Raw genomic sequence first — 24,353 nt, forward strand, 5'->3', positions numbered from 1 at the left:
GGCACGCCCGGGCACGGTCCCGCTGGGTCGAGGACCCGGCGGATCGTGGCGCGAGTGTTCCCACACAGGTCACTACCGATGGAGTTTGCCGTGAGCACCGCAGAAACCGCCCCGACCACCGGCACGGCCCGCGTCAAGCGGGGCATGGCCGAGATGCTCAAGGGCGGGGTCATCATGGACGTCGTCACCCCCGACCAGGCGAAGATCGCCGAGGACGCCGGCGCCGTCGCGGTCATGGCGCTCGAGCGCGTCCCCGCCGACATCCGCGCGCAGGGTGGCGTGTCCCGGATGAGTGACCCCGACATGATCGACGGCATCATCGCCGCCGTCTCGATCCCGGTGATGGCCAAGGCCCGCATCGGACACTTCGTCGAGGCTCAGATCCTGCAGTCCCTCGGCGTCGACTACATCGACGAGTCCGAGGTGCTGACCCCGGCCGACTACGCCAACCACATCGACAAGTGGAAGTTCACCGCGCCGTTCGTGTGTGGCGCCACCAACCTGGGTGAGGCGCTGCGTCGAATCACCGAGGGCGCGGCCATGATTCGCTCGAAGGGCGAGGCGGGCACCGGTGACGTCTCCAACGCGACCACCCACATGCGCACCATCCTCGGCGAGATCCGCCGTCTCAGCTCGCTGAGCGACGACGAGCTCTACGTCGCCGCGAAGGAGCTGCAGGCGCCGTACGAGCTCGTGGTCGAGGTCGCCAAGGAGGGCAAGCTTCCGGTCACCATGTTCACCGCCGGTGGCATCGCCACCCCCGCCGACGCCGCGATGATGATGCAGCTCGGTGCCGAGGGCGTCTTCGTCGGTTCGGGCATCTTCAAGTCCGGCAACCCGGCCGAGCGGGCCGCCGCCATCGTCAAGGCGACGACCTTCTTCGACGACGCCGACGTGCTCGCCAAGATCTCCCGTGGACTCGGCGAGGCCATGGTCGGCATCAACGTCGACGACCTGCCGGTGGGCCACCGTCTGGCCGAGCGCGGCTGGTGACCCAGACGTAGCGACGTCACGTAGACGTACTGAGCGCCCAGGCGCCACCGCTTCGGCGGTGGCGCCTGCGTCGTTTCCGGCGCTGTCTCGTCCGGGGCAGACTGCTCTATTGTCTACGTATGAATGCAGACAGTGGCGTTTGCCGCGGGCCTCTGCCGGACGATCAGGTGGGCCTGGTCGTCGACGTCTTCCGGATGCTGGCGGACCCGACCCGCGTGCAGGTGCTGTGGGCCCTGGTCGACCGTGAGTTGTCGGTGAACGAGCTCGCCGAGCGCGTCGCCAAGCCCGCACCCTCTGTCTCGCAGCACCTGGGGAAGCTCCGGATGGCGCGTCTGGTGCGAACCCGGCGCGAGGGCACGCAGGTCTTCTACCGGCTGGGCAACGACCACGTCCGGCAACTCGTCACCGACGCGGTGTTCAACGCCGAGCACGCCGGCCCAGGGGTGCCCGCGCATCACCGTCCGAACGACGAGATCCGAGCCCGACGCGACGGAACGGCGGTCGGGGGACCGGCATGACCCCGGCCCGGGATGTCGCGCACGGCCACGGCCACGGACACGGGCACGGGCACGCCCACGGCCACGGCCACGACAACCGCCACGGATTCGTCCGGGAGTTCTTCGCGCCCCACAGCCACGACCCGGCCGACAGCGTCGACGACGCGCTCGAGTCCAGCACGATCGGGATCAGGGCGGTCAAGATCAGCCTGGTGGCGCTCACGCTCACCGCAGTGGCGCAGGCGCTGGTCGTGGCGGTGTCCGGGTCGGTGGCGCTGCTCGCCGACACCGTCCACAACTTCGCGGACGCGCTCACCGCGGTGCCGCTGTGGATCGCGTTCGCGCTCGGCCGGCGGGCGGCCACCCGCCGGTACACCTACGGTCTCGGTCGGGCCGAGGACCTGGCCGGGCTGTTCGTGGTGCTGATGATCGCCGTCTCGGCCGCCGTCGCCGCCGTGGAGTCGGTTCGCCGGCTCGTCCACCCGCCTTCGGTCCAGTACCTGGGAGCGGTGGCGGCCGCGGGCGTCATCGGTTTCGTCGGCAACGAACTGGTGGCGCACTACCGGATTCGGGTCGGCCGGCAGATCGGGTCGGCGGCGCTGGTCGCCGACGGGCTGCACGCGCGCACCGACGGGTTCACCTCGCTCGCGGTGGTGCTGGGGGCGGGCGGTGTCGCGGCAGGCTTCCCGCTCGCCGATCCCGTTGTGGGACTGCTCATCACGCTGGCAATCCTCGTCGTCCTCCGGTCGGCGGCCCGGGACGTGCTGCGCCGGCTACTGGACGGCGTGGACCCGGAACTGGTGGACGCCGCCGACGCCGTGCTGGCCGGCGTGCCGGGGGTGCTCGGAGTGCGCAGCCTGCGGATGCGGTGGATCGGTCACCGCCTGCACGCCGACGCCGAGGTGGATGTGCCCGAGACGATGACCCTCGCCGACGCCCACCGGCTCGCACACCGCGCCGAGTCCACCCTCGTCGGCGCCGTCCCGAAGCTCGGCTCCGCGCTGATCCACGCGTATCCCGCGCATCCCGCGGGCGACTGACGGGGCAGAGCTGTTGCTAGCCTGACCAAGTCGGGTCGCCGAGAGAGGGAGCGCCATGTCGTCCATCGAAGAGATCCTCGAACTCGAACGGCTGGAGAAGGACATCTTCCGGGGCATCGTCGCGGACACGATGTTGACCCGCACCTTCGGCGGCCAGGTGGCCGGCCAGGCGCTGGTCTCCGCGGTGCGGACGGTGGACGAGCGGTACCGGGTGCACTCGCTGCACGGCTACTTCCTGCGTCCGGGAAACCCCACGATCCCCACCGTCTTCCTGGTCGACCGGATCCGCGACGGCCGGTCCTTCTGCACCCGCCGGGTCACCGGGGTACAGGACGGGCAGGCGATCTTCACCATGTCGGCCTCGTTCCACGTCGGGGACGTGGGCATCGAACACGAGGACCAGATGCCGCCGGTGCCGGATCCGGAGGACCTGCCGGACACCGCCGACATCGCGAGCGACGAACTGTCCTGGGAGTTTCGCGAATGGGCCAACTGGGACCTGAGATTCGTCCCGGAGGACAAGGTGACTCGGCGCGCGGGGGTGCCGGCGCAGCAGCAGGTGTGGTTCCGCTACCGCCGCCGCCTGCCCGACGATCCGGTCTTCCACGTGTGCACCCTGGCGTACATGAGCGACATGACACTGCTCGGCTCGGCTCAGGTGCCGCACCCCGACGCCCACGTGCAGCAGGCCTCGCTCGACCACGCGCTGTGGTTCATGCGCCCGTTCCGCGCCGACGCGTGGCTGCTCTACGACCAGTCCTCACCGTCCGCGGGGTTCGGCCGGGCCCTGACGCAGGGTCGGATCTTCGACCGGGCGGGTCACCTCGTGGCCGCGGTGGTCCAGGAGGGGCTGACCCGCCTGGTCCGGGAGGACTGACAGTTCGCCCAGATCAGGGGTGGTCCCGGTGTCCGCGCTTGCATCGAGTGCATGCCAGGGAACCGCCGGTGGGCCACTCGTTGGGCGATTCGAGTCAGGCACGCAGGATCGGCGCGCGCCAACTCCAACGGCGCAATCGTCGCGAGTGAGCAGTGGCAGTGCCGGCAGCTTTTCAGGGTTCTTCGGCAGCTGGTCGACCGGGAAAGGGGTTCTCTGGGAGGTTCTCGCCGGGTTGTACGGTGAGCCATGCCGTTCCCCGCGTACCGAGTGCTCCGCGTAGGAGCCTGCACACTGGTCGCGATCTTCTTGGTGGGCTTGGTCTACACGATGCTTGTCTACCGCAGCGTCAACGTCCTCACACCGCCGGCGAGAATCGAGTCGCTGGGCAGGACGTACCTCCTGGGCAATGACGAGTTCAGTCGCGAGGAATTGAACCAACGCTACGGCCGAACGCACCGCGAGCACTGGACGCTCGAGCGAGTGGGCTTCCTGCCGCCCATTCACAGCATCTATCAGTGGCAGAACGACGAGGTTCGCGGTGAGGCCACGACGAGCGCCTTTCTGGAATGGGGCAATCGATACGTCGGCTACTCGCTCTCTGGCGGCCCGTAATCATCCGACACCGCTTGATGAGGTGGTCACATTGTCGCCTCATTCTCGGGTCAGTCGGAGGCCGCCTCGGTCGCTTCCTCCGCCCGTCGACGCCGCGGTTGGCATCCGCATCCTCGTTGCGTGCAGCCGAGACGAATTCCGGAACTCGACACCGTGAACCCGGTGCCCACCGGCACAACGGCGTCGGCGCGGCGCCTGATGCTGGTGGGGGTGCCCCAGCAGTGACCGTCGTCAGCAGTCCCGAGATCGAGGAATCAGTGTCCATCACGTCAACGACAGGCGAATCAGTCATCAGCACAACCCAACCGACCATCGGCTGGTCGCCCTGCAGGGCGACTTCCGGGAACACCTCGCCGCGCTCGAGGCATCCGGCGCGCACGCGGTGACGGTGCGCCGGCACAGGGCGGATCTTCGACCGGGAGGGTCGTCTCGTGGCCGCGGTGGTCCAGGAGGGGCTGACGCGTCTGGTCTACGAGGACTGCCGGCCGACCCGCAACCGGACCCGGCAGATGACCGCGTCGGTCTCTCGGCGCAGCGCACGGTCGAGTTCGTCGCCTCGGTGGTTCGGCAGGATCCGCTGCCAGGCGGTGCCCGGTTCGACCTCGCCGATCACCACAACCACCCGCCGGCCCGCGAAACTGTCGGTGACGTACCGCGTCAGGGTGGGCGCGAGACCGGCGTCGGCGTCGTCGAGGAGGACCAGTCGCACCCCGGGATGCCAGGCCTGCCACGCTGTCGTGAATGCCCGTGGTGACTCGCCGACCGGGCAGACCCGGACCGCGACCACGTCACTGCCGAGGGACAGCGCGGCCCCGATCGCCTCACGGCTGAGCGCGGAGACCTCCGCGACCGGGACCACGACGACGGTGCCCTCCGCGGCGGGGACGGCGGGCACCTCGCCCAGGTGGAGGTGGCCGCCGATGGCCGAGTACGCGGCGCGCACCCGTTCCATCAGGAAGACCAGCAGCGGCAGGGCGATCACGATCAGCCAGGCGCCTTCGGTGAACTTCATGGCGGTGGTGACCAGGGCGGCCACCGCGGTCAGGCCGGCACCGAAGCCGTTGAGGGTAGCCCGCCACTGCCAGCCGGCGCCGCGGGTGACCCGCCAGTGCCTGACCAGGCCGACCTGGGCGATGGTGAACCCGACGAAGACGCCGATGGCGAAGAGCGGCACCAGGGCATTCATGCTGCCGCGTGAACCGATCAGCAGGATGCCCGCGAAGACGGCCAGGGCCAGCACACCGTGGCGGTAGACCTGGCGCGGGGAACGCAGCGCGAACCGGTGCGGCAGGCAGTTGTCGTCGGCCAGCAGCCGCATCAGCGTCGGCAGCCCACCGTAGGAGGTGTTCGCGGCCAGGGCGAGCAGGACGACGGTCGCGAACTGCACCACGTAGTAGCCGATTCCGTGCCCGAGCGAGGCCTCGGTGAGCTGGGAGAGCACGGTTGTGCCCTCGACCGGGTGCAGCGCGAATTTGCCGATCAGCACTGCGAGCCCGATCAGCATGGTGCCCAACAGGATTCCCAGCGCCACCTCGGCCCGCTGGGCGGTGCGGACCCGCGGTTCCCGGAAGCTCGGTACGGCGTTGGCGATGGCCTCCACGCCGGTCAGGGCGGCGCATCCACTGGAGAACGCCTTAAGGAGCAGCAGCACCCCGACCGTCTGCATGTTGACCGCGACGGCAGTGCCCTCGGCGACGCTCAGCGGTTCGCTGCGCAGCAGCCCCGCGACGATCACCGTGAAGATGCCGACCACGAACACCGCCGTCGGGATCATGAAGGCGCGTGCGCTGCTGGCGATGCCGCGAAGGTTGAGAGCGGTGACGCTCACCAGAACGGCCAGGCAGATCCATACGGTGTAGGGGAGCAGGGCGGGGAATGCCGACGTCAGGGCGGCGACGCCGGCGGCAATGGAGACCGCCACGTTGAGGATGTAGTCGATCACCAGGGACGCGGCCGCGACGAGCCCCGTGCGCTGACCCAGCCGCGCACGGGCCACCGCATAGGCGCCGCCGCCGTCCGGGAAGGCCGCGATCAGCTGGCGATAGGACGCCACGAGGACGGCGAGCAGTGCCGCGATCGCGAGCGTGACCGGGAGGGTGAACCCGAGTCCCGCGCCGCCCGCGGCGGCGAGCACCAGGACGATGGCCTCCGGCCCGTAGGACACCGACGCCATCGCGTCCAGCGACAGGCCGGCCAGACCGGTCGACACCGAGAGTCTGCGCCTGTCGGTGGTCGTCGACGTGCGGCCGGGCCGGGGCGTCCGGATGAGCAGTGTGTTGGTCACGGGTGCGAGTGTGGACGCGAATCTCGTCGTCGCCCGCGGCCCTGACGATTCCCTGACGGGGCGCGCCGCCATCTTGGCGCGGTGGGTCCGACGGCCGCGGCGGGCATTCCTCCGCCCGTCGGCGCCGCCGCGGGCATCCGTATCCTCGTTGCGTGCAGACGAGACGAATTCTGGAACTGACGCTGGGCGGTGCCGCGCTGGTCGCGGTGGCCGTTGCGGTGGGCAAGTCGCTCGGGTCGTCGGGTGGTGACACGGCGCCGTCCGACGCCGCCGCGGCCGCCCTGACCGTCGACGGCGCCCTGCGCTGGACCACCGACACCTTCTTGCCGGTGCCCACCGACGCGCCGGTGCCGCCCCAGCGCCTGATGCTGGTGGGGGTGCCCCAGCAGTGACCGTCGTCAGCAGTCCCGAGATCGAGGAATCAGTGTCCATCACGCCAACGACAGGCGAATCAGTCATCAGCACAACGCAACCGACCATCGGGGTGCTCGCCCTGCAGGGCGACTTCCGGGAACACCTCGCCGCGCTCGAGGCATCCGGCGCGCACGCGGTGACGGTGCGCCGGCACGCCGAGCTCGACGCGGTCGACGGCCTGGTCATCCCCGGCGGCGAGTCCACCACGATGAGCCGGCTGCTCACCGTATTCGACCTGCTCGAGCCGTTGCGGGCCCGGCTGCGGGACGGGATGCCGGCCTACGGTTCCTGCGCGGGCATGATCCTGCTGGCCAGCGAGGTCCTCGACACCCGCCCCGACGCGCACTGCCTGTCGGGGCTCGACATCACGGTGCGGCGCAATGCCTTCGGGCGTCAGGTCGACTCCTTCGAGGAGGACCTCGACTTCGCGGGCATCGACGGCGACGCCATGCGCGCGGTGTTCATCCGCGCACCCTGGGTCGAACGGGTCGGGGAGGGCGTCGAGGTGCTGGCCACGGTGCCCGAGGGTCCTGCCGCCGGACGCATCGTGGCGGTCCGTCAGGGGGCCGTCATGGCGACGTCATTCCACCCGGAAGTGACCGGCGACAGGCGGGTCCACCAGCTCTTTGTCGACATGGTGCGGGGAGTGGCGGCCACGCGCGCGTAAACTCAGCGGTACTGTGTGCTCCCCGCTGCAGCGTGCACCGCTGCGGCGTGCGCATCTACGAACGGGAAGAGGGAACTACGCATGAGCGGCCACTCCAAATGGGCCACCACCAAGCACAAGAAGGCCGCGATCGACGCCAAACGCGGTAAGTCCTTCGCGAAGCTTGTCAAGAACATCGAGGTGGCGGCGCGTACGGGTGGCGGCGATCCTGCGGGAAACCCGACCCTGTACGACGCCATCCAGAAGGCGAAGAAGAGCTCCGTCCCCAACGACAACATCGAGCGTGCGCGCAAGCGTGGCGCCGGTGAAGAGGCGGGCGGCGCCGACTGGCAGACGATCATGTACGAGGGCTACGGCCCCAACGGCGTGGCGCTGCTGGTCGAGTGCCTCACCGACAACCGCAACCGCGCGGCCGGCGAGGTCCGCACCGCGATGACCCGCAACGGCGGCAACCTCGCGGACCCGGGTTCGGTGTCCTACCTGTTCAGCCGCAAGGGTGTCGTCATCCTCGAGAAGGCGGGCCGCAGCGAGGACGAGATCCTCGAGGTGGTCCTCGAGGCCGGCGCCGAGGAGATCAACGACCTCGGTGACACCTTCGAAATCGTCTCCGAGGCAGCCGATCTCATCCCCGTGCGCACCGCGCTCGTGGAGGCCGGCATCGACTACGAGTCCGCCGACCCGGACTTCCGCGCCTCCGTCGAGGTCCCGGTGGACGCCGACGGCGCGCGCAAGGTCTTCAAGCTGGTCGACGCACTCGAGGACTCCGACGACGTGCAGAACGTGTACACCAACGTCGACCTGTCCGACGAGGTCCTGGCCGAGCTCGACGCGACCGCGTGTTGGTCTACCGACCTGTCGGACCCCCGATCTATACTCTCGAACAGCTGTTCGCAATTGTGTCGAGAGGTGGGTTCATGCGCGTCCTGGGAGTCGACCCCGGGCTGACCCGGTGTGGTTTCGGGGTGGTCGACTCCGGCCGTGGCCGGACGGTCACGCCCGTCGCCGTCGACGTGGTCCGGACCCCACCCGAGATGGACCTGGCCCTGCGGCTGCTGCGCATCTCGGACGCCGCCGAGCAGTGGCTCGACCTGCACCGGCCGACCGTGGTCGCCGTGGAGCGGGTGTTCTCCCAGCACAACGTGCGCACCGCGATGGCCACCGCGCAGGCCGGCGGGGTGGTGGCGCTGGCCGCGGCCCGTCGCGGCATCGACGTCTGTTTCCACACGCCGAGCCAGGTGAAGTCCGCCGTCACCGGCAACGGCGCCGCGGACAAGAAGCAGGTCACCGCGATGGTGACCAAGATTCTCGGCCTCTCGGTCGCGCCCAAACCGGCGGATGCGGCCGACGCGCTCGCGCTGGCCATCTGCCACTGCTGGCGGGCCCCGATGATGGCCCGGATGGCGCAGGCCGAGGAGGCCGCGGCGCAGCAGCGGCTGCGGTACGAGGCGAAACTCGCGGAAGTCACCAAGTCCAGGCTCAAGAAGGCAGGTACCCGATGATCGCCTCCGTTCGCGGTGAGGTGCTCGAGATCGCACTCGACCACGTGGTGCTCGAGGCCGCCGGCGTCGGCTACCGGCTCAACGCCACCCCGGCGACGCTGTCCACGCTCACCCGCGGCGCCGACGTGCGCCTGGTGACCGCGATGATCGTCCGCGAGGACTCGATGACGCTGTACGGCTTCCACGACACCGAGTCGCGGGACCTGTTCGGTCTGCTGCAGACCGTGTCCGGGGTGGGCCCGCGACTGGCGATGGCCACGTTGGCCGTGCTCGAGCCGGTCGCGTTGCGCAAGGCGCTCGCCGAGGGCAACGTCACCGCGCTGACCCGGGTGCCGGGCATCGGCAAGCGCGGGGCCGAGCGGATGGTCGTCGAGCTCCGGGACAAGGTCGAGGCCGTCCCCGCCGCCGCGGACCCGCACCTCGGCGGGGCAGCGGGCGTCGTACCGGGCCTGGTCCGCGAGCAGATCGTCGAGGCGCTGGTGGGACTCGGCTTCCCGCTCAAGCAGGCCGAGCCGGCCACCGACTCGGTGCTCGCCGCGGACCCCGCAGCGGACACCTCCACCGCCTTGCGCTCGGCGCTCGGCCTCCTGGGTAAGACCCGATGACGATGCCCGGCAACGGATTCGACGGCACCGGTTTCGAAGACGAGGAGTCGGCCGTCACGGCCAGCCTGGTCGCCGGCGACGTCGACATCGAGGCCAGCCTGCGGCCCACCTCCCTCGACGACTTCATCGGTCAGCCGCGGGTGCGCGAACAGCTGCAGTTGGTGCTGACCGGAGCCAAGCTGCGCGGCGGCACCCCCGATCACATCCTGCTCTCGGGGCCGCCCGGCCTGGGCAAGACCAGCATGGCGATGATCGTGGCGACCGAACTCGGCTCGTCGCTACGACTGACCTCGGGTCCCGCGCTCGAACGCGCGGGTGACCTGGCGGCGATGCTGAGCAACCTGGTCGAGGGCGACGTCCTGTTCATCGACGAGATCCACCGGATCGCCCGGCCCGCCGAGGAGATGCTGTACCTGGCGATGGAGGACTTCCGGGTCGACGTCGTCGTCGGCAAGGGCCCCGGTGCCACCTCGATTCCCCTGGAGGTCGCGCCGTTCACCCTGGTCGGCGCGACCACCCGGTCCGGGGCGCTGACCGGGCCGCTGCGGGACCGCTTCGGCTTCACCGCGCACATGGACTTCTACGACCCGCCGGAGCTGCAGCGCATCCTGATGCGCTCGGCCGGGATCCTGGGTGTGCAGCTCGGCGGCGACGCCGGCGCCGAGATCGCCCGACGCTCCCGCGGCACGCCGCGTATTGCGAACCGGTTGCTGCGACGGGTCCGCGACTTCGCGGAGGTGCGTGCCGACGGCGTGATCACCCGGGAGATCGCGGATGCGGCGCTGGCCGTCTACGACGTGGACCAGCTAGGCCTGGACCGCCTGGACCGCGCGGTGCTCAGCGCGCTGATCCGCAGCTTCGGCGGCGGCCCGGTGGGCGTGTCGACGCTGGCGGTCGCGGTGGGGGAGGAACCGAGCACCGTCGAGGAGGTCTGCGAGCCGTTCCTGGTCCGCGCCGGCATGATCGCGCGGACGCCGCGTGGGCGCGTCGCCACCGCCGCGGCCTGGCAGCAGCTCGGGTTGACGCCGCCTCCGGACGCGGCCGCCGGCGGTATCGAAGTCCGTGTGAACGAACCTCCGCAGGGTTTGCTGGACTAGTGGCACACTGGGGTACTGCGACGGTCCGACCCGGACCGGTCGCACGGACAACCTTTTAGGACTGACTTCAACAATGGAACTGCTGTTTCCGCTCCTTATTCTCGCCCTGCTCGTGCCGATGTTCCTCGGCATCCGCCGCCAGAAGAAGGAAATGGCGAAGACTGCCGAGCTGCAGGACTCGTTGACCGTCGGCAACCGTGTCCTCACCACCTCCGGACTGCAGGGGACCGTTGTCGGCCTCGGTGACACCACCGTCGAGCTGGAGATCGCCCCCGGCGTCGTGACCACGTGGTCGCGGCTGGTGGTCCGCGAGCTGATCGTCGATGACGAGGACCAGGCGGTCGACCTCGATGCCGACGACCTCGACGAGGACACCACCGCATCGGATGCCGACGCGGCGAGCGAGGAAACCCCCGAGGAGACCCAGCGTCGCCTCGACAAGGAGTGAGCTAGACCGTTTCCGCTGCCGAGTGCCCTCGCTCGGCAGCGGTCGCGTCTGGGGCGGGAGTTCGCGGCCCCAGACGCGGGCTGATCGTTGCCGTGCTGTACGCGCTCGTCTTCTTCACGGGTGACAAGTCCCCGACGCCGAAGCTCGGCATCGACCTGCAGGGTGGCACCCGTGTCACGCTGACCGCGCGCACCCCGGACGGCAGCAGGCCGAGCCAGGACTCGCTGCGTCAGGCCCAGGAGATCATCGAGACCCGCGTCAACGGTCTCGGTGTGTCCGGGTCCGAGGTGGTGATCGACGGTGACAACCTGGTGATCACGGTCCCCGGAGACGACAGCTCGCAGGCCCGCACGCTGGGGCAGACCGCGCGTCTGTACATCCGGCCGGTGCTCGGTTCGCAGGTCTCGTCGAACGCGCAGGCCCAGGTGCCGGTCACCCAGACCCCGGCCCCGGCAGGCGCACCGGCTCCCGAAGGTGCCCCCGCCCCCGAGGGTGCCCCGGCTCCGGAAGGCGCTCCCGCTCCGCAGAACCGCCCGTTCCCGGCCCAGGAACCGGCCCCCGCGCCGGCGCCCGAGCCCACCACCGCCCCGGCACCGCCGAGCGGCGACCTGTCGACGGCGGACCAGGCGGCCGCGGAGATCGCCGAGGCGAAGAAGACCCGGCAGAGTACCGATCCCGCGGTCCAGCAGCAGGCCATGGCGACCCTCGACTGCAGCGCCGCCGACCCGCTGCAGGGCAACGACGACCCGACCCTGCCGCTCGTGGCCTGCTCGACCGACGGCACCACCGTCTACCTGCTGGGGCCGAGCATCATCGACGGCCAGGAGATCGCCGACGCCACCTCCGCGTTCAACTCGCAGCAGGCGCGCCACGAGGTCAGCCTGACCTTCAAGTCCGACGGCAGCAGCACCTGGGCGCAGTTCACCGCCGCCAACATCGGCAAGCAGGCCGCGTTCACCCTCGACTCGAAGGTGGTCAGCGCGCCCGTCGTGCAGGGCGCCACCCCCGCGGGCAGCGCCACCTCGATCACCGGTGACTTCACGGCCGCCGGTGCCAAAGAACTCGCCAACACCCTCAAGTACGGCTCGCTGCCGCTGTCCTTCTCGGCCTCCGAGGCCGAAACGGTCTCGGCGACACTGGGTCTGGCGTCGCTGCAGGCCGGCCTGATCGCCGGTTTGGTCGGCCTGATCCTGGTGCTGCTGTACTGCCTCATCTACTACCGCATGCTCGGCGTGCTCACCGCGCTGTCGCTCGTGCTCTCCGGTGTCCTCGTGTACGCGATCCTGGTGCTGCTGGGCCGGTACATCGGATTCACCCTCGACCTCGCCGGCATCGCCGGTCTGATCATCGGTATCGGCATGACGGCCGACTCGTTCGTCGTCTACTTCGAGCGGATCAAGGACGAGATACGGGAGGGTCGCAGCTTCCGGTCCGCCGTGCCGCGCGGATGGGCGCGCGCCCGCCGGACGATCCTGTCCGGCAACGCGGTCAGCTTCATCGCCGCCGCGGTTCTGTACATCCTCGCGGTGGGGCAGGTGCGCGGCTTCGCGTTCACCCTCGGCCTGACGACCATCCTCGACGTGCTCGTGGTGTTCCTGGTCACCCATCCGCTGGTTCACCTGGCCTCGAAGTCCGACTTCTGGTCGAAGCCGAGCGTCAACGGCCTCGGTGCCGTCCAGCAGGTTGCCCGCGAACGCAAGACCGCCGCCACCTCGGTGCACAACGCCGTCGGTGCGCAGGCGAAGGAGGCCTGAGACAGTGACCAACTCAACCGAGGACCTGGCCCCCGAGGACCAGACCGACCTGCCCAAGCACGGGCTGCTGTCCCGGCTGTACACCGGCACCGGCGCCTTCGAGATCGTCGGCAAGCGCAAGCTGTACTACGCCATCATCAGCGTCATCGTGCTGATCTCCATGGCCAGCATCGTCTTCCGCGGGTTCACGCTGGGCATCGACTTCGAGGGTGGATCGCGAATCCAGTTCCCCGCGGCCGACAACGTCACCACCGAACAGGTCGAGGCGGTCTACACGGACACGCTCGGCATGGAGCCCGTGTCGGTGCAGACCGTCGGTTCGGGTGACGCCGCGACCATCCAGATCCGATCCGAGGCGCTGGACATCAGCCAGGTGGCCTCGCTGCAGAACGCGCTGTACGACACCTTCCAGCCGGAGGACAAGGACGGCGTCCCGAGCAAGAACGCGATCTCCGTCGCGGACGTCAGCGAGACCTGGGGCAGCCAGATCACCCAGAAGGCGCTGATCGCGCTGGCGGTGTTCCTGGTGATCGTCGGCATCTACATCGCGATCAGGTTCGAGCGCGACATGGCGACCGCGGGACTGGTCGCGCTGTTCTTCGACATGGTCGTCACCGCGGGCGTGTACTCGATCATCGGGCTGGAGGTCACGCCGGCGACGGTGATCGGTTTCCTGACCATTCTCGGCTTCTCGCTGTACGACACCGTCGTGGTGTTCGACAAGGTCGAGGAGAACACCCGGGGCATCCTGCACCTGACCCGCCGCACCTACGCCGAACAGGCGAACCTTGCGGTGAACCAGACGCTGATGCGTTCGATCAACACCACGGTGATCTCGGTCCTGCCGGTGATCGGCCTGCTGGTGGTCGCGGTCGGCCTGCTGGGTGTGGGCACCCTCAAGGACCTCGCGGTGGTGCAGCTGGTGGGCATCATCGTCGGTGCCGTGTCCTCGATCTTCTTCGCCACCCCGATGCTGGTGTCGATCAAGGAGCGTTGGGGACCCGTGGCCGCGCACACCAAGAAGGTGCTGGCCCGGCGCGCCGAGAAGGCTGGCGCGGCGGCCGGGACCTCGACCGCGGCCCTGGCAGGCTCGGTGTCGTCCCCGCGACGGACCGCGGCCGCACCGCAGCCGGGATCTCGGCCGACAGGGAAGCGCAACAAGAAGAGGCACTGAGATGAGCAGGCGTAGACGGATCGGCGTCGCCGGCGTCGTCGCGATCGCACTTGTCGCGACGGCCGCCGGTTGTTCGAAGGGCGAGGACCAGGTCCCGTCCATCGGCTACGCCATCGACAACGTGCTCACCACGTACAACGCGAACACGGCGGACGGTGCCGCGTCGGGTGCCCGGCAGGCGTTCGCGCGGGTGCTCCCGGGGCTGAGTTACCTCGGCCCCGAGGGCCGCGCCCTCGCCGACGGTGACGTCGGCACCGTCACCGCCCAACCGGGCGACGGGTTGAGCCTGCTCTACAAGGTCAACCCCAACGCGGTGTACTCCGACGGCGTGCCCGTGACCTGCGACGACCTGGTGCTGGCCTGGGCGGCCGGCAGCGGCCGGTTCATCGGCCCCGACCAGGCGCCGCTGTTCCACGCGGCCTCCCGGGCCGGCTACTCGGACATCGACCGCGTCGAGTGCCAGCCCGGGACCAAGGACGCCACCGTGGTGTTCCGGCCCGGGCGGGCGTTCGCCGAGTGGCGGGCGCTGTTCGGCGCCACCGAGCTGATGCCCGCGCACGTGGCCGCGCGGGCCGCGGGCGTCCCCGACGTGGTGACGGCGTTGCAGGGCGAGGACACCGCGGCGGCCGCGCGGGTCGCCGCGTTCTGGAACACCGGTTGGAACCTCACCGAGGGCGAGCTCGACCCGGCGGTGTTCCCGTCGGCCGGTCCGTACCGGGCGCAGTCGTACTCGGCCGAGGACGGACTGGTCCTCGTCGCGAACGACAAGTGGTGGGGGAACAAGCCCGCCACCGATCGGATCGTGGTGTGGCCCAAGGGCGTCGACCTGGAGGAGAAGATGGCCTCCGGCGACGTCGACGTGCTCGACGTCGGCGCGGGTTCGATCGACGGGTTCGATCCGGGCAAGGGTTTCAGCACCGTCCACGAGCCGTCGCGTAGCAGCGAGCAGCTGGTGCTGGCCACCGGCGGCGTGCTCGGCTCGGCCGATGCACGGCGGGCGCTCGCCTCGTGTGTGCCGCGCCAGCAGCTTTTCGACACGCTCGGCCACCCGGGCTACGCGCCGCAGTCCGGCCTCGGGTCCGGCGTGCTGAACTCCCGGATCGTGCAGGCGGACACGCTGCTGTACCCGCCGGTGGCCGCGGTCGCGGGGGACCGCTACCTGCGGGCGGACACCGGCGCCGCCAGCGCGGCACTTTCCGCGTCCGGGCAGGGTCCGATCACGGTGCGAGTGGGCTACCTGGCGCCCGACGCCCGGCGTGCCGCCACCGTCGCCGCGATCGCGGCGGCATGTTCTCCTGCCGGGATCACCGTGCAGGACAACGGATCTGCCGACTTCACCCCATTCGCTTTGGCCGCCGGGAAGGTCGACGCCGTGCTCGGCGGGACCGCGTCCGCGCAGGGTGCGGCGGGCGCCGACTCCCTGGTGCCGCCCGCGTACTCGCTGGCGGAGGGCGACGGCAGCAACTTCGGGCAGTTCCGCAACGGCCGGGTCACCGAGATCGCGGGTCAGCTCGCCGTCGAGACGGGCTACGACCGTCAGCTGGGGCTGGCGACCGAGGCCGAGAACATCCTGTGGTCGGAGATGCCCTCGATCCCGCTGTTCAACGAGCCGCGGACCACGGCGTTCGCGGACGGCATGCACGCCGCGGTGCCGAATCCGACGGCCGCAGGTGCGGGCTGGAACATGGACAGGTGGATACTGCTCAGGTGAGTACCGAGCCGTCCCCGCACGCAGTCCCGTCCCTCGAGTCCGCTTCCGCGGACGTCGCCCGCCTGACCCGGTGGGCCGACGACTTCCCGGAGCCTGGTGTGCGTTTCGCCGACCTGACCCCGGTTTTCGCCGATGCGAAGGCTTTTCGCGACATTGTCGACGCCCTGGTGGCCATCGGCGGCGACGCGGACCTGGTTGCCGGCATCGACGCCCGGGGCTTCCTGCTGGGTGCGGGGGTCGCGCTGGCCCTCGACGCGGGCGTGCTGGCGGTCCGCAAGGCCGGCAAACTGCCGCCGCCGGTGCTCAGTCAGTCCTACGACCTCGAGTACGGCTCGGCGACGCTGGAGGTACCTGCCGACGGTGTCGACCTGCGAGGCAGGCGAGTGCTGGTCATCGACGACGTCCTGGCCACCGGCGGAACGCTCCGCGCCACAGCCGAACTGCTCGCCTCGGCGGGCGCCACGGTGGTGGGTGTCGCCGTCGTCCTCGAGATCGAGGCGCTCGCCGGCCGGGACCGGCTCGCCGAGTACCCGCTCACGTCGCTGCTGCGGGTCTGAGGACTAAAGTTGTCGCTGGCAGCGTTGCGCGGCCAGTAGTGCACGACCGATTCGGTGGGAGGTGACGGAGATGACCCAGAACCTCGACAGGTCGCGGTCCGGAAACGGTGGACAGGGCTCGACTCCGGAGGGCACGACGCCCGCGGTGCCCACCTCGGCGTCGCGGCGGGTGCGGGCTCGGCTCGCACGCCGGATCACGGCGCAGCGCAACACCGTGGTCAAGCCGGTGCTCGAGCCGTTGGTCGCGGTGCATCGCGACCTGTACCCCAAGGCGAACCTGGCGCCTCTGCAGCGTGCATACGACGTCGCCGAGGAGCGGCACGAGGGCCAGAAACGTCGCTCCGGCGACCCCTACATCACCCATCCGCTGGCCGTCGCGAACATCCTCGCCGAGCTCGGCATGGACACCACGACGCTGGTCGCGGCGCTGCTGCACGACACCGTCGAGGACACCGGCTACAGCCTCGAGCAGCTCACCGAGGACTTCGGTGACGAGGTGGCGCACCTGGTCGACGGCGTCACCAAGCTGGACAAGGTGGTGCTCGGCAGCGCGGCCGAGGGCGAGACCATTCGCAAGATGATCATCGCGATGGCGCGGGACCCGCGGGTGCTGGTGATCAAGGTGGCGGACCGGCTGCACAACATGCGCACCATGCGCTTCCTGCCGCCGGAGAAGCAGGCACGCAAGGCGCGCGAGACGTTGGAAGTTATTGCGCCGCTTGCGCACCGACTCGGGATGGCCACGGTCAAGTGGGAGCTCGAGGACCTGTCCTTCGCGATCCTGCACCCCAAGAAGTACGAGGAGATCGTGCGTCTGGTCGCGGACCGGGCGCCGTCGCGCGACACCTACCTGGCGAAGGTGCGGGCCGAGATCAACGCCACCCTGGCCGCGTCCCGGATCAGCGCGGTGGTCGAGGGCAGGCCCAAGCACTACTGGTCGATCTACCAGAAGATGATCGTCAAGGGCCGCGACTTCGACGACATCCACGACCTGGTCGGCGTGCGGATCCTGTGCGACGAGGTCCGAGACTGCTACGCCGCCGTCGGCGTGGTGCACTCGCTGTGGCAGCCGATGGCGGGTCGCTTCAAGGACTACATCGCCCAGCCCCGCTACGGCGTCTACCAGTCGCTGCACACCACCGTCGTCGGGCCGGAGGGCAAGCCGCTGGAGGTGCAGATCCGCACCCGCGACATGCACCGCACCGCCGAGTTCGGCATCGCGGCGCACTGGCGCTACAAGGAGACCAAGGGCAAGCACTCCAATGACGTCGCCGAGGTCGACGACATGGCGTGGATGCGTCAGCTGCTCGACTGGCAGCGGGAGGCGGCGGACCCGGGGGAGTTCCTCGAGTCGCTGCGCTACGACCTGGCGGTCAAGGAGATCTTCGTCTTCACCCCGAAGGGCGACGTGGTGACGCTGCCCGCCGGGTCGACGCCGGTGGACTTTGCGTACGCCGTACACACCGAGGTCGGGCACCGCTGTATCGGCGCCCGGGTCAACGGCCGGCTCGTCGCGCTGGAACGGACGCTGGAGAACGGCGAGGTGGTGGAGGTGTTCACCTCCAAGGCCGTCAACGCCGGGCCCAGCCGGGACTGGCAGACCTTCGTCGTCTCGCCGCGCGCGAAGACGAAGATCCGGCAGTGGTTCGCCAAGGAACGCCGCGAGGAGGCGCTGGAGGCGGGCAAGGAGGCCATCGCCAAGGAGGTGCGGCGCGGGGGCCTGCCGTTGCAGCGGCTGCTCAGCGCCGAGTCGATGTCGGCGATCGCGCACGAGCTGCGGTACCTGGACGTCTCCGCGCTGTATGCGGCGGTGGGGGAGCACAACGTCTCGGCGCAGCACGTGGTGCAGCGGCTGGTCGCGCACCTCGGTGGCGTCGGCGACGTCGAGGAGGAGCTGGCCGAACGGGCCACCCCGTCGACGATGCCGACGAGGTCGCGTCGGACCACCGACTCCGGGGTGTTGGTGCCCGGGGCCGAGGGAACGGTCGCCAAGTTGGCGAAGTGCTGTACCCCGGTACCGGGCGACGAGATCATGGGTTTCGTGACCCGTGGCGGCGCTGTGAGCGTGCACCGGGTGGACTGCACCAATGCGTCGTCGCTCAAGGAGCAGTCCGAGCGGATCATCGAGGTGGAGTGGGCGCCGTCGGCGTCGTCGGTGTTCCTGGTGGCCATCCAGATCGAGGCCCTGGACCGGCACCGGCTGCTCTCCGACGTGACCAAGGCGCTCGCCGACGAGAAGGTGAACATCCTCTCGGCCTCGGTGACCACCTCCGGTGACCGGGTCGCGATCAGCAGGTTCACCTTCGAGATGGGCGATCCCAAGCACCTCGGCCACGTGCTGAACGTGGTGCGCAATGTCGAGGGCGTCTACGACGTCTACCGGCTGACCAGCGCGGCGTAGGCGCTCACGCGCCTGCGCCGAGGTGGATCTCGACTCGAACGCGTGATCCGTGCCACCTCGGGCCGCTCAGATCTTCTCGGGGTCCTGCTTGGTTTCGAGCTCGTGTATCCGATCGGCGGCCTCACGGAGGCGTTTCTTGCGTGAGGTGGCTTCCGAGTCCTTCAGCTCCTCGTAGATCTCCTCATCGGTGTCGCCGAACCTGAGGATCATCCGGGGGATGCTGAGAGTGAGCACCAGTGACGGCCAGACGACCCAGGCGTAGTCCCAGTCGACGATCAGTTGCAGCACAAGGAAAGTCACGAGGGTGATACCGAAGATCGCCCCGTCGAGCGTCTCGATCAAGTCCCCGCGTCTGCGGAGGGAGGAAAGCTCCTCTTCGGGACTGCGTGATGCGGTTCGTGAAGCAACGGTGTCGCCGTTCCTCGTTGCCGGGGTGTTTCCGCTGACCGGGATCTTCCGAAGGTGCCCGTCGACCAGCTCGAGTGGCAGTCCGCCAGGAAGTCCTCGGAAAGCACTGCGGACTGCATCGAGAGTGCGTGCAGAGGCGACTACTTCCGAGCGGTCGTAGAACTCGGTTCCGTCCAACCGTCCGGCGGCGTAGTGCTCGCCGATGACATTCAAGGCGTGCAGGCGCTCGTCATCGCTGAGTAGAAGGTCTTCGCGGTCGGGTTCGTCCATCACGTAACGACTCTCTCTGTGAGCGGATTGTCGGATTCGTCAACGGAGAATCCTATGACCTCGTGCGCGGGCGATCGAAAGCGCCGCGTACGACCGCAGCGGCCGCACGGCGATCGGAGTGTCGCGTGCCGGTGGGCATCGGGACGAACGAAGGTCTCCAGTCGGCGGGTGGGTGTCCGTGCAACACCACTCCACGACAGGAGACCTTCGTTTCAACGGCCCGTGACAACAAGTCGTCGCAGTTCTCGACCCGCCCGGTCGGGCGATTCAGTCAGCCGACGGTGACCTTCTCGATCTGCACGGGGGTGTTCGGCTTGCCGCCTCCCGCGGGCATCGACTCGTCGTTTCCTGCGGTGGCGACCTTCTCGATGGTGGCGAGGCCCTCCTCGGAGATGGTGCCGAACACCGTGTACTGCGGAGCCAGCGGGGAGTCCTCGTACACGAGGAAGAACTGGCTGCCGTTGCTGCCCGGCTGGCCGGTGTTGGCCATCGCGATGGTGCCGCGCGGGTACACGACGGGCTGCTGACCGGCGGGATCCGCCGCGGTGTACTGGTTGGACGGGTACTCGTTGAGGTAGCCGTAGCCCGGTCCGCCGCGGCCGGTGCCGGACGGGTCGCCGCACTGCAGGATGTAAAGCCCACTGGTGCTCAGGCGGTGGCACGGCGTGTCGTTGTAGTAGCCCTGCTCGGCCAGGCTGACGAAGCTGTTCACCGTGCACGGCGCCTCGGCGCGGTTCAGGCTCAGCCCGATCGGGCCCTGCGAGGTGGTCATGGTCACCTCGGCGGTGCCCTCGGCCTGCACGCCGGCCGACGGCGGCGGGGTGACCGGCTTGACCGGCTGGCCGCTGGCCGGGTACGAGCAGGCCGCGGTGCCCTCGGTGGGCGTGGTGACCGCGGGGAGCTTCGGGTAGGACGACAGGTCCGGCGGGTTGATCGTGGTGCCGGACGCGGTGGCGGACGTCGTGGCGGACGTGGCCGAGGATCCGCCGGCGGAGTTGTCGGTGCTGCTCGAGCAGGCGCCTGTCACCAGGGCCAGGCCGACGCCCGCGGCGACGATCAGGGTGCGCTTCACGCGGCCACGCTCGCAGTGGTGATCTGGATCGGGGTGTTCGGCTTGCCGCCGCCCGCGGACATCGAGCCGTCGTCGCCTGCCGCGGCGACCTTCTCGATGGTGGCGAGGCCCTCGTCGGAGATGGTGCCGAAGACGGTGTACATCGGCGGCAGCGGGGAGTCGTCGTAGACCAGGAAGAACTGGCTGCCGTTGCTGCCCGGCTGGCCGGTGTTGGCCATCGCGATGGTGCCGCGCCCGTAGGTCACGGACTCACCCAGGTTCGGGTCGTCGGGGCTGTACTGGTCGGTGGGGAACTCGTTGACGAAGCCGTAGCCGGGTCCGCCGGTGCCCTGGCCGGTGGGGTCGCCGCACTGGAGGATCTTCAGGCCGGTGGTGCTGAGCCGGTGGCAGGGGGTGTCGTTGAAGTAGCCCTGCTCCGCGAGGCTGACCATGCTGTTGACCGTGCACGGGGACTCGGCGCGGTTGAGGTCGAGTCCGATCGGTCCCTGGGTGGTGTCCAGGTTGACCGTGACGGTGCCCTCGGCGGAGACGGCGCTCGCGTTCGGCATGTTCGCGGGCTTCGCGGGGGCCTGACCGTCCGGCATGTAGGTGCAGTCCACGGTCGCGGGCAGGGCCTCGGCGCGGCCCGCGGGCATGACACCGGCCTCCTGGGGTGCGCTGCTCGCCGCGGTGGTGGACATGTCTGCGCTGTCGTCGCCCTTGGTCAGGTTGTAGACGACGGCTCCGGCCGCGACCACGAGTACGGCGCCGAACACGGACGCTCCGATGGTCATCTGCTTGCGCTTGCGGGCCTGCTCGGCCCGGCGCTCGAGCTGTCGTTCCAGCTTCCGTTTGGCGGCCTGGCGACGTTGCTCATTGCTCGGCACTACTGCATACCTCCGGTAACCGCACGGGCGCGCCGCCCCGCGCGGCGGGACGAGCGGCCCTCGTATGTAGGGCATGACGCCCACTGGTCAGTCGCTGTCAAAGTCTGCCATTAGAACCTGTGAGCATGCTGACGGGTTGGCAGCCTAGGCTGTAGCCGGTCCCTCTGGACCGGCTTTGTCAGTAACACCTGTTTCCCCGCCACCGCCACCAAGGAGCGATTGCCGTGCTCGTCACCGGATTCCCGGCCGGAGCTTTTCAGACGAACTGCTACATCCTGGCGCAGGACGACTCGACCGAGTGCGTCGTCGTCGACCCCGGTCAAGATGCCACCGCGCCACTCGTCGAGTTCCTCGACCAGTCCGGACTGACCCCGACGGCGGTGCTGCTGACCCACGGACACCTGGACCACACCTGGTCGGTGGCGCCGGTGTGCGAGAAGTTCGGGATCCCGGCCTACATCCACCCCGAGGACCGGTACATGCTCAGCGACCCGCTGCGCGGCACCGGTCCCGCGCTGGCCGCGATGATCGGCGACGCCGAGTTCCGTGAGCCCGCCGACGTGCGCGAACTGGCGGACGGTGACGTGCTGGAGTTGGCCGGCATCCGGTTCGAGGTGGACCACACCCCCGGGCACACCCAGGGTTCGGTGGTGTTGCGGACGACGGCGGCCACCGCGGATGGTCCGGTGCAGGTGGCGCTGACCGGGGACACGCTGTTCGCCGGTTCGATCGGGCGCAGCGACCTGCCGGGCGGCGACCACGAGCAGCTGCTGCGGTCGATTGCGGCCAAGTTGCTGGTCCTGGGTGACGACACCGCGATTCTGCCCGGCCACGGCGGCTCCAGTTCGATCGGGCAGGAGCGCGTGGCCAACCCGTTCCTGGTCGGACTGGCCGACTCCAGGTAAGTCGCGCCTCCCTGTCTGTCGCGCCTCCGTGTTTAAGGAATAGTGGAAAACGTGAGCAAGCCCAGTAACACCGCATTCTCGGCCCCCAAGGGCGTCCCCGACTACGTGCCGCCGGCGTCCGCGGAGTTCGTCGCGGTCCGCGACGGCCTCACCCGGGCCGCGCGGCTCGCCGGATACGGGCACATCGAGCTGCCCATCTTCGAGGACACCGGACTGTTCGCCCGCGGCGTCGGCGAGTCCACGGACGTGGTCAGCAAGGAGATGTACACCTTCGCCGACCGCGGCGACCGCTCGGTCACGCTGCGCCCGGAGGGCACCGCCGGCGTCATGCGGGCGGTCATCGAGCACAGCCTCGACCGCGGCCAGCTGCCGGTCAAACTCAGCTACGCGGGCCCGTTCTTCCGCTACGAGCGTCCTCAGGCCGGCCGCTACCGGCAGCTGCAGCAGGTGGGCATCGAGGCGATCGGCGTCGACGACCCCGCCCTCGACGCGGAGGTCATCGCGATCGCCGACGCCGGATTCCGGTCCCTCGGCCTGGACGGGTTCCGCCTGGAGATCACCTCGCTCGGCGACGAAACCTGCCGACCGCAGTACCGAGAGCTGTTGCAGGAGTTCCTCTTCAGCCTCGACCTCGACGAGGACACCCGTCGGCGAGCCGAGATCAACCCGCTGCGCGTGCTGGACGACAAGCGCCCGCACGTCAGGGAGATGACGGCCGGCGCCCCGCTGATGCTCGACCACCTCTCGGAGGAGGCGAAGGCGCACTTCGACGAGGTGCTCGCGCACCTCGACGCGCTCGGCGTCCCGTACGTGGTGAACCCGCGGATGGTGCGTGGGCTCGACTACTACACCAAGACCACCTTCGAGTTCGTGCACGACGGCCTGGGCGCGCAGTCGGGGATCGGCGGCGGCGGCCGCTACGACGGACTGATGGAACAGCTCGGCGGTCAGCCGCTGTCCGGCATCGGGTTCGGCATCGGCGTCGACCGCACCGTGCTCGCGCTCGCCGCGGAGGGCAAGACGGTCGCGAGCCCGGCGCGCTGCGAGGTATTCGGCGTGCCGCTCGGTGACGAGGCGCGGTCCCGCATGGTGGTGGTGGCGGCGCAGCTGCGGCAGGCCGGAATCCGGACGGACATCGCCTACGGCGGCCGTGGACTCAAGGGCGCGATGAAGGCCGCCGACCGCTCCGGCGCCCGGCTGGCGCTGGTCCTCGGCGAGCGGGACCTCGAGGAGGGCGTGGTCGGGCTCAAGGACCTGGCGACCGGAGACCAGCGGCCGGTGCCGCTCGACGACGTGGTCGCGCAGGTCGGGGCGTTCCTTGGCGAAGGGTGACGCGGCCGCGGGCCCGGTGTCGCTGGACCTGATTCCCGCGTCCCTGATCGCGCCTCGGCTGCGGAAGGTCGCGGCGGTGGCGGTCGGGCTCGGTGTCGTGGTCGGCGCGGTGGTCGGGGTCTTCACCTCGCTGTGGACAGGGGTGCTGGTCGGCGCGATCGTGGCGCTGCCCACCGCGTTGTCCGCGCTCCTGACCCTGCGCCGTCGAATCTGGATCAGCGGCAACGTCATCCACGCCCAGAGCGCGTTGCGGTCGAAGTCGGTGGATCTTTCCGCCGCGGTGACCACGGAGTTGCAGGTGCGCGCGGCCCGGGTCAGTCAGCTGATCCTGCGGGTCGGAGACGGCAACACCGTGCTGTCGGTGCCGCTGGCCCTCTACACCGAGGACGGTGGGCGCGAGCTCGAGGTTCTCGGGCTGCGGTCGCTGGCCGACGCGTTGGTCTCGAGTGAGTTGGCGCCCGCGTTGGCGATGTCGACGGTGCTCGTCGCCCAGCTGCGGGCGGAGGCCCGCGGCGCGGGACTCGAGGAGCGTCCGCTGTATCGGGCCGTGCACCTTGCGAAGGATGCCGGCCGGGTGCCGCAGACCGTGCTCACCGACCAGGAGGTCGTCGGTCTCACCGACTGACCGGGCTCGGGGTCGGCCCGGCGGGCCGGTGGTGGCCGACCGTCAGTCGGATTCGCCTCGTACGTAACGGACGGATGCCAGTACGGCGTCGATGTCGATGTCCAACTCGGGGTGTCGTTCGGCCATCTCGCGGAACTCGGCAATTGCCTCGGCGTGGGTTGGCGGACGACGAACAGCGTTGTCGGTGCTGGGAACCTCGTGCATGGCAGACATGCGCGCCACTCTAGCTGCAGTGTCCGCCACCA

General features: G+C 69.7%; 24 protein-coding genes and 1 pseudogene. 20 read left to right on the plus strand and 5 right to left on the minus strand.

The features are described from left to right. Window positions 1-90: 90 nt before the first annotated feature. From pdxS to AC1DWC_RS10905, 5 genes are all read left to right on the plus strand, one after another. Entirely contained in the window at window positions 91-993 is a 903-nt protein-coding gene (gene pdxS / locus AC1DWC_RS10885) for a pyridoxal 5'-phosphate synthase lyase subunit PdxS (protein ID WP_072844223.1), read from the plus strand. A 119-nt stretch (window positions 994-1,112) separates the two neighbouring features. Then, window positions 1,113-1,511 (plus strand): ArsR/SmtB family transcription factor, encoded by a 399-nt coding sequence (locus AC1DWC_RS10890; protein WP_477907931.1) that lies wholly within the window; start codon window positions 1,113-1,115, stop codon window positions 1,509-1,511. After that, window positions 1,508-2,530, plus strand: a complete 1,023-nt coding sequence (locus tag AC1DWC_RS10895; RefSeq protein WP_477907933.1) for a cation diffusion facilitator family transporter — start codon at window positions 1,508-1,510, stop codon at window positions 2,528-2,530. The genes AC1DWC_RS10890 and AC1DWC_RS10895 overlap by 4 nt, the downstream gene beginning before the upstream one ends. A 55-nt stretch (window positions 2,531-2,585) precedes the next feature. After that, a complete protein-coding gene (locus AC1DWC_RS10900; RefSeq protein ID WP_477907935.1) occupies window positions 2,586-3,407 on the plus strand; it encodes an acyl-CoA thioesterase in 822 nt (273 codons plus the stop codon). A 327-nt stretch (window positions 3,408-3,734) separates the two neighbouring features. Beyond that, entirely contained in the window at window positions 3,735-4,019 is a 285-nt protein-coding gene (locus AC1DWC_RS10905) for a hypothetical protein (RefSeq protein ID WP_477907937.1), read from the plus strand. A gap of 469 nt (window positions 4,020-4,488) precedes the next feature. Here AC1DWC_RS10905 and AC1DWC_RS10910 read toward each other — a convergent pair whose 3' ends face one another. Further along, window positions 4,489-6,192 (minus strand): APC family permease, encoded by a 1,704-nt coding sequence (locus AC1DWC_RS10910; protein WP_477908069.1) that lies wholly within the window; start codon window positions 6,190-6,192, stop codon window positions 4,489-4,491. Window positions 6,193-6,455: 263 nt separating this feature from the next. Here AC1DWC_RS10910 and AC1DWC_RS10915 point away from each other — a divergent pair, with 263 nt between their 5' ends. The 12 genes and pseudogenes from AC1DWC_RS10915 to AC1DWC_RS10970 all read left to right on the plus strand — a co-directional run bounded on the left by AC1DWC_RS10915 (window position 6,456) and on the right by AC1DWC_RS10970 (window position 18,630). Next, window positions 6,456-6,695: a hypothetical protein gene (locus tag AC1DWC_RS10915; protein ID WP_477907939.1), complete on the plus strand. Its 240-nt coding sequence runs from the start codon at window positions 6,456-6,458 to the stop codon at window positions 6,693-6,695. Window positions 6,696-6,733: 38 nt separating this feature from the next. Then, the gene (gene pdxT / locus AC1DWC_RS10920; protein ID WP_477908071.1) at window positions 6,734-7,384 is read left to right on the plus strand and encodes a pyridoxal 5'-phosphate synthase glutaminase subunit PdxT; all 651 of its coding nucleotides are present in this window, start codon (window positions 6,734-6,736) and stop codon (window positions 7,382-7,384) included. A gap of 81 nt (window positions 7,385-7,465) precedes the next feature. Then, window positions 7,466-8,212, plus strand: a pseudogene (locus AC1DWC_RS10925) (YebC/PmpR family DNA-binding transcriptional regulator); the annotation flags it as partial. An 86-nt stretch (window positions 8,213-8,298) separates the two neighbouring features. After that, window positions 8,299-8,883 carry a crossover junction endodeoxyribonuclease RuvC gene (gene ruvC / locus AC1DWC_RS10930; RefSeq protein ID WP_072843889.1) on the plus strand — a complete coding sequence of 195 codons (585 nt, stop codon included), beginning with the start codon at window positions 8,299-8,301 and terminating at the stop codon, window positions 8,881-8,883. Continuing rightward, complete coding sequence (ruvA, locus tag AC1DWC_RS10935) at window positions 8,880-9,488, plus strand: Holliday junction branch migration protein RuvA (protein ID WP_477907941.1); 609 nt, start codon at window positions 8,880-8,882, stop codon at window positions 9,486-9,488. Before ruvC ends, ruvA begins: the two co-directional genes overlap by 4 nt. Window positions 9,489-9,490: 2 nt before the next feature. Beyond that, window positions 9,491-10,585, plus strand: coding sequence for a Holliday junction branch migration DNA helicase RuvB (gene ruvB / locus AC1DWC_RS10940; RefSeq protein WP_477908073.1), 1,095 nt, complete (start codon window positions 9,491-9,493; stop codon window positions 10,583-10,585). Window positions 10,586-10,658: 73 nt separating this feature from the next. After that, window positions 10,659-11,033 (plus strand): preprotein translocase subunit YajC, encoded by a 375-nt coding sequence (gene yajC, locus AC1DWC_RS10945; protein ID WP_477907943.1) that lies wholly within the window; start codon window positions 10,659-10,661, stop codon window positions 11,031-11,033. Window positions 11,034-11,116: 83 nt separating this feature from the next. Continuing rightward, window positions 11,117-12,787: a protein translocase subunit SecD gene (secD, locus tag AC1DWC_RS10950; protein WP_477908075.1), complete on the plus strand. Its 1,671-nt coding sequence runs from the start codon at window positions 11,117-11,119 to the stop codon at window positions 12,785-12,787. 4 nt (window positions 12,788-12,791) lie between these two features. Further along, a complete protein-coding gene (secF, locus tag AC1DWC_RS10955) occupies window positions 12,792-13,961 on the plus strand; it encodes a protein translocase subunit SecF (protein ID WP_477907945.1) in 1,170 nt (389 codons plus the stop codon). A gap of 1 nt (window position 13,962) precedes the next feature. After that, on the plus strand, window positions 13,963-15,672 hold the full coding sequence (locus tag AC1DWC_RS10960) for an ABC transporter substrate-binding protein (RefSeq protein WP_477907947.1): 1,710 nt from the start codon (window positions 13,963-13,965) through the stop codon (window positions 15,670-15,672). Next, window positions 15,669-16,229, plus strand: coding sequence for an adenine phosphoribosyltransferase (locus AC1DWC_RS10965; protein ID WP_477907949.1), 561 nt, complete (start codon window positions 15,669-15,671; stop codon window positions 16,227-16,229). The genes AC1DWC_RS10960 and AC1DWC_RS10965 overlap by 4 nt, the downstream gene beginning before the upstream one ends. A 70-nt stretch (window positions 16,230-16,299) precedes the next feature. Continuing rightward, window positions 16,300-18,630 carry a RelA/SpoT family protein gene (locus AC1DWC_RS10970; protein WP_477907951.1) on the plus strand — a complete coding sequence of 777 codons (2,331 nt, stop codon included), beginning with the start codon at window positions 16,300-16,302 and terminating at the stop codon, window positions 18,628-18,630. 66 nt (window positions 18,631-18,696) lie between these two features. Here AC1DWC_RS10970 and AC1DWC_RS10975 read toward each other — a convergent pair whose 3' ends face one another. The 3 genes from AC1DWC_RS10975 to AC1DWC_RS10985 all read right to left on the minus strand — a co-directional run bounded on the left by AC1DWC_RS10975 (window position 18,697) and on the right by AC1DWC_RS10985 (window position 21,246). Then, window positions 18,697-19,308, minus strand: a complete 612-nt coding sequence (locus tag AC1DWC_RS10975; RefSeq protein ID WP_477908077.1) for a DUF1707 SHOCT-like domain-containing protein — start codon at window positions 19,306-19,308, stop codon at window positions 18,697-18,699. A gap of 271 nt (window positions 19,309-19,579) precedes the next feature. Next, window positions 19,580-20,380 carry a peptidylprolyl isomerase gene (locus AC1DWC_RS10980; RefSeq protein WP_477907953.1) on the minus strand — a complete coding sequence of 267 codons (801 nt, stop codon included), beginning with the start codon at window positions 20,378-20,380 and terminating at the stop codon, window positions 19,580-19,582. Continuing rightward, window positions 20,377-21,246, minus strand: coding sequence for a peptidylprolyl isomerase (locus AC1DWC_RS10985; RefSeq protein WP_477907955.1), 870 nt, complete (start codon window positions 21,244-21,246; stop codon window positions 20,377-20,379). The genes AC1DWC_RS10980 and AC1DWC_RS10985 overlap by 4 nt, the downstream gene beginning before the upstream one ends. Window positions 21,247-21,470: 224 nt before the next feature. Here AC1DWC_RS10985 and AC1DWC_RS10990 point away from each other — a divergent pair, with 224 nt between their 5' ends. From AC1DWC_RS10990 to AC1DWC_RS11000, 3 genes are read left to right on the plus strand one after another with little or no spacing between them, the layout of a single operon-like run. Beyond that, window positions 21,471-22,151, plus strand: a complete 681-nt coding sequence (locus AC1DWC_RS10990; RefSeq protein WP_477907957.1) for an MBL fold metallo-hydrolase — start codon at window positions 21,471-21,473, stop codon at window positions 22,149-22,151. Window positions 22,152-22,202: 51 nt separating this feature from the next. Then, window positions 22,203-23,483, plus strand: a complete 1,281-nt coding sequence (gene hisS / locus AC1DWC_RS10995; RefSeq protein ID WP_477907959.1) for a histidine--tRNA ligase — start codon at window positions 22,203-22,205, stop codon at window positions 23,481-23,483. Next, on the plus strand, window positions 23,470-24,108 hold the full coding sequence (locus tag AC1DWC_RS11000) for a hypothetical protein (RefSeq protein WP_477907961.1): 639 nt from the start codon (window positions 23,470-23,472) through the stop codon (window positions 24,106-24,108). The genes hisS and AC1DWC_RS11000 overlap by 14 nt, the downstream gene beginning before the upstream one ends. A gap of 42 nt (window positions 24,109-24,150) precedes the next feature. Here the strand turns inward: AC1DWC_RS11000 and AC1DWC_RS11005 are convergent, their stop codons facing one another. After that, window positions 24,151-24,321 (minus strand): hypothetical protein, encoded by a 171-nt coding sequence (locus tag AC1DWC_RS11005; RefSeq protein ID WP_477907963.1) that lies wholly within the window; start codon window positions 24,319-24,321, stop codon window positions 24,151-24,153. Between the last annotated feature and the right edge of the window lie 32 nt (window positions 24,322-24,353).

Source organism: Rhodococcus sp. P4_C10 (assembly GCF_056402135.1).